This is a genomic window from Bacillus sp. 05T31, from assembly GCF_056396725.1.
In genome coordinates, this window is record NZ_JBFTMA010000415.1 from 1 (window position 1) to 4,427 (window position 4,427).

The window sequence follows — 4,427 nt, forward strand, 5'->3', positions numbered from 1 at the left end:
AATATGGAGTTGGAAAAATAAAGGTACAGTTACAACGCGCTGTCCATTCATGCTTGCTCTATCTCCACAGGTACGTCAACTTCTTTTAATATCCTTTGCATTAATTCATTTTTTGTCGTACGTAAAGCTCCTTCCATTGACAAGACGATACGATGATTCCAAATGGAAGGAACTAAAAATTGTATATCTTCAGGCGTGCAATATTCTCTGYCGCGTAAAAAGGCTAGTGCTTGAACTGCGCGTACTAAAGCTAATGTGGCACGCGGGCTTACACCGTTAGCAATGTAATCRTGATTTCKWGTAGCKTGMGCAAGYTTAATAATGTARTGTTCTARCGSYTCTGATACRAAWAYTTCTTTCACTTGTTTCTGYGYYTCTAAAATGTCTTCTAAAGAAATRACAGATKTGACGCTTTCTAGTGGTGCATTGTTACGAAAACGACGCATCATTTTTAACTCATCTTCAGGAGACGGATAGCCAATTGAAATCGTCATTAAAAAGCGATCAAGCTGTGCATCTGGAAGAGGGAAAGTTCCTTGTGATTCAATCGGGTTTTGCGTCGCAATAACAAAAAACGGTTTCGGAAGAGGAGTAGACTGCTTTTCAAGCGTTACTTGCCGTTCTTCCATCGCTTCTAACAAACTAGACTGTGTTCTCGGCATCGCACGGTTAATTTCATCCGCAAGTAATATGTTTGTCACGACTGGTCCAAGCCTTAACTCGAATTCACTAGTTTTCGGATTGAAATATTCAATACCTGTTACATCACTCGGAAGTACATCAGGGGTAAATTGAACGCGAGAAAAATTACCACCAATGCTTCTGGAAATCGTTTTTGCAAGTAACGTTTTCCCAGTACCAGGCACGTCTTCAAGCAGTACATGTCCATCAGCAAGCAATGAAACGAGTAGTAAATCAATAACATTTTCCTTACCGACAAAAACAGATCCTATGTTTTCTTTTAATTTATGTATCATATGTATCATTCGAGAAATTGATTGTTGAAGTTGCCTCTACAGACAGAAAGAAGTGCTAYGAGTTAACACCRTTTGGKAGAGAAGTGTTAGAGCTAGAGTATAACAGGTTACAGAGATCTGTAAGRAATGGAAACAGTATATTAGGGGAGTGAATGGAAGATGGAGACAAARARGGTATTTAAATTTTWCRCGGSATGGARTTTAGAAAAAGAAGAAGYGTTTTTAMGAAARATGCATCAAAAAGGTTGGGCATTACAAAAATATAATATAATGTATACGTTTAAGAAAACTGAGCCGAAAGATGTAATATATAAAGCAGATTTTAGATTGGATTATAAAGATTCAAAAGAAAAACAAAAAGAGTATATCGAAATATACGAAATGTCTGGTTGGAAACGCGTAACGAGTTTTACARGATGGAATTATTTTTGTAARGAAGTAGAAGMGGWAAATGARTTRCCTGAYATATATTCAGASAAGGAAACGAGGATACAAAAACTTACTGAGTTGTTACAGTTCATTGCAATTATGTTTGCAATGTTAATTCCAGCGCTGTACTTATGTTTTTTTGGAGTATCAGAATCTGGATTATATAAAGGTATGATAGGATTTTTTGTTTCTATATATTTATATATATTTATTAATTTATTTTGGAAAATTAAAAAGTTAAAAAAGGAAATATTGTAACAAATCGTGAAATTTTTAAGAAGATGATTTCGTATTAGGATTTATGGGAATCATCTTCTTTTGTTATGTAAAAAATTCTTTTTGTTCATTCTTTTTTATATAATAAAAACTATGTAATTAAGGCATAGAGCTAACGATAATAAAAATAACACACCTGTAACAACACCTAAAAAAATCATAAATGATGAAGAAACGATTAATAATAATGAACTACTGATTAATACTATTTTATTAGAGTTTTGATGTTTAAAGTGGTAATAAAGTAAAAAGCCGCAAACAGTAGAAACAATCCATATAGCTAGACCGTAAGGAGTTGTTATCTTCTTCCAATCGAAAATCCAAAAGTAGAGTATGATCATGTGGCAAACTAATAGTAGTAATGGGGATGGAATCATTAATCTGTTATTAAATATCATTTATTTCACCTCTCTTATGTAAATATTACCAGAAGAGTATGGAGTTTAAAATAAGGAAGAAATACGTTTTGTACTACCTCATTAAAAGGAAAAATCCCTTAAAGAAAATCTATTTCTATAAGGGATAGTAATGATTTTATGAGAAAGACTGATTTTGCGCAGGTTTTATAAATTGTTCTGGGTTTTCAACAAGCCCACATACAGCACATTGGACGCGGTATGTAGGTCCTTGATAAGCCATATGAAAAGCGTTCATCGTTTCATTYGTGTATTCTTCTTCTACTTGACCAGTTTGYGGATYTAATTTTACTGGTTTTACTTGTTGCTCAAGAATATTAAAGCGAGTGCGGTTCGTTTTACAGCTTGGACATAACATTGGTTCCATATGTATACACCTCCATTTGTAGCGTTTCTTAAATGATATGAATTTATGCACATAGTTTTATGGTCATGTAGAAAAAACTTTCTCAACACAAATAGGCTTATATTATATTTAAAATTCAGAAAAAATAAAATATAATCAATGTAAGAACTGGTTATGTCCAAACCAAATCTCCTGTTTTATGCCAATAAGCTGGGAGGCCGAGAAATCGGCCTCATTTTTTTGTGCTCGGCTCTATAAGGTACAAGGTTTTTACAAACATTTGTCGAATTTTTAGAGGTGAAGGTAAAGGGGGAATTATTATGAACTTAAAAATGAAATACATTATTTTATATGTAGAAAAGTTTGARCAATGTCTTCAGTTTTATAAAGAAATTTTAAAATTACCAATAAGAGCTGAACACGGTACATATATCGAATTTGAAACAGGAGCAACAATTTTAGCGATGAATACACGAGAGGATGTTAAGGAGTTAACGGGACTACCTCTTACAGAAGGTGTACTACAATCCTCTCATTTTGAGTTAGGGTTTGTTGTAGAAGATGTAAAGGGAACGATTGAGAAATTAAAAGAACAAGGGGTTAAAGTTCTAGTTGAGCCAATCATAAAACCGTGGGGACAAACAATTGCTTACATTGCCGATCCAGACGGTAATTATATTGAAATTTGTAGTTCATTAGAATAGAAGGAGAAAAAGAGGATGGGGTTTCCAAAATTAGAGACAGAACGTTTACTATTAAGAGAACTTACACTGTTAGATGCAGAAACGATGGTCCATTATTTTTCAAAAGAATCCGTTATTCGTTATTTTGGGATGGATGCTTTCGAAAATATTGAGCAAGCGAAAACGACAATTCAAACGTTTAGAAAGCGTAATGAAGAGGGAAGCGTATTTCGCTGGGGAATAGAGAAGAAAGGAACGGATCAATTAATTGGTACGTGTGGRTTTCATTTAATTAACAATCATCATAAACGRGCTGAAATTGGTTATGAGCTAGATGATACATATTGGGGRCAAGGATACGCAACMGARGCACTGCAAGCAATGCTAGCTTACGGATTTGAAACGTTGCACTTTATAAGAATTGCAGCTGTCGTATATATAGAAAATGAAGCTTCCCGTAATTTATTAAAAAAAATCGGATTTCAAGAAGAAGGATTACTTCGGAAATATATGATTCAAAATGATGTTGCTCATGACACGGTCGTTTATTCATTATTAAAAGAAGATTGGCAAAAGTAATGAGCACAAATGAAATAATGAAGGTTATTAAGGGACATAAAGATAAGCAATTTATAATAGGTATAGACGGACTAAGTCGTTCGGGTAAAACAACATTGGTTAAAAAATTAGAAGGAAATATGAAACGAAATGGAATTCCGTTTCATATTTTTCATATTGACGATCATATTACCGAGCGTAACGAGCGATATAATACTGGATTTGAAGAGTGGTATGAGTAYTACAACYTTCAATGGGATATCGATTGGTTGCTKCGAAACCTKTTTCAAAAGTTACAAAGCGACATTGAATTAAAATTACCTTTTTATCATGATGAAACAGACTCATGTGAAATGAAAGAAATACAGCTTCCTTTAGTAGGTGTAATAATTATAGAAGGAGTTTTTCTGCAGCGAAAAGAATGGAGAGATTTCTTTCATTATATGGTGTATTTGGATTGTTCAAGAGAGACAAGGTTTCTACGTGAAAGTCCAGAAACGCAGAAGAACCTTTCAAAATTTCAAAGTAGGTATTGGAAAGCTGAGGAGTATTATTTGGAAGCGGAATCTCCGAGGGATAGGGCGGATTTAGTAGTTACAAAATGAAGTTAAGTATAAAGAAGTGCATGAAAAATTTGATAGTAAGATGAAAACCGCATTATCAGAGGAGAAAATGAAAGATCTTACTCCTGTAATTGAAAAAGCTGGTTTATATATTAAATAAAAAACAGATACAGTGGAAG

At 33.7% G+C, this 4,427-nt stretch carries 7 protein-coding genes and 2 pseudogenes; 6 read left to right on the forward strand and 3 right to left on the reverse strand.

Translation table 11 applies throughout. The features are described from left to right. Nucleotides 1–47 precede the first annotated feature (47 nt). Nucleotides 48–977, reverse strand: a complete 930-nt coding sequence (locus AC1DJR_RS20740; protein WP_477003398.1) for an AAA family ATPase — start codon at nucleotides 975–977, stop codon at nucleotides 48–50. 11 nt (nucleotides 978–988) lie between these two features. On the opposite strand from AC1DJR_RS20740, the pseudogene AC1DJR_RS20745 reads away from it, so the two are divergent. Beyond that, a pseudogene (locus AC1DJR_RS20745) lies at nucleotides 989–1,129 on the forward strand (PadR family transcriptional regulator); the annotation flags it as partial. A 7-nt stretch (nucleotides 1,130–1,136) separates the two neighbouring features. After that, complete coding sequence (locus AC1DJR_RS20750) at nucleotides 1,137–1,664, forward strand: DUF2812 domain-containing protein (protein ID WP_477003399.1); 528 nt, start codon at nucleotides 1,137–1,139, stop codon at nucleotides 1,662–1,664. Between the two features lie 95 nt (nucleotides 1,665–1,759). On the opposite strand, the gene AC1DJR_RS20755 is transcribed toward AC1DJR_RS20750, so the two are convergent. Then, complete coding sequence (locus AC1DJR_RS20755) at nucleotides 1,760–2,080, reverse strand: hypothetical protein (RefSeq protein ID WP_429688559.1); 321 nt, start codon at nucleotides 2,078–2,080, stop codon at nucleotides 1,760–1,762. 136 nt (nucleotides 2,081–2,216) lie between these two features. Then, entirely contained in the window at nucleotides 2,217–2,465 is a 249-nt protein-coding gene (locus AC1DJR_RS20760) for a DNA alkylation repair protein (RefSeq protein ID WP_477003400.1), read from the reverse strand. A 299-nt stretch (nucleotides 2,466–2,764) separates the two neighbouring features. On the opposite strand from AC1DJR_RS20760, the gene AC1DJR_RS20765 reads away from it, so the two are divergent. The 4 genes and pseudogenes from AC1DJR_RS20765 to AC1DJR_RS20780 form a co-directional block, all read left to right on the forward strand. Next, nucleotides 2,765–3,148 (forward strand): VOC family protein, encoded by a 384-nt coding sequence (locus AC1DJR_RS20765; protein WP_429688561.1) that lies wholly within the window; start codon nucleotides 2,765–2,767, stop codon nucleotides 3,146–3,148. 15 nt (nucleotides 3,149–3,163) lie between these two features. Continuing rightward, a complete protein-coding gene (locus AC1DJR_RS20770; RefSeq protein ID WP_429688562.1) occupies nucleotides 3,164–3,706 on the forward strand; it encodes a GNAT family N-acetyltransferase in 543 nt (180 codons plus the stop codon). After that, nucleotides 3,706–4,290, forward strand: coding sequence for a kinase (locus AC1DJR_RS20775; RefSeq protein WP_477003401.1), 585 nt, complete (start codon nucleotides 3,706–3,708; stop codon nucleotides 4,288–4,290). Before AC1DJR_RS20770 ends, AC1DJR_RS20775 begins: the two co-directional genes overlap by 1 nt. Next, nucleotides 4,280–4,405, forward strand: a pseudogene (locus AC1DJR_RS20780) (DUF3887 domain-containing protein); the annotation flags it as partial. The gene AC1DJR_RS20775 and the pseudogene AC1DJR_RS20780, both read left to right, overlap by 11 nt. Nucleotides 4,406–4,427: the final 22 nt, after the last annotated feature.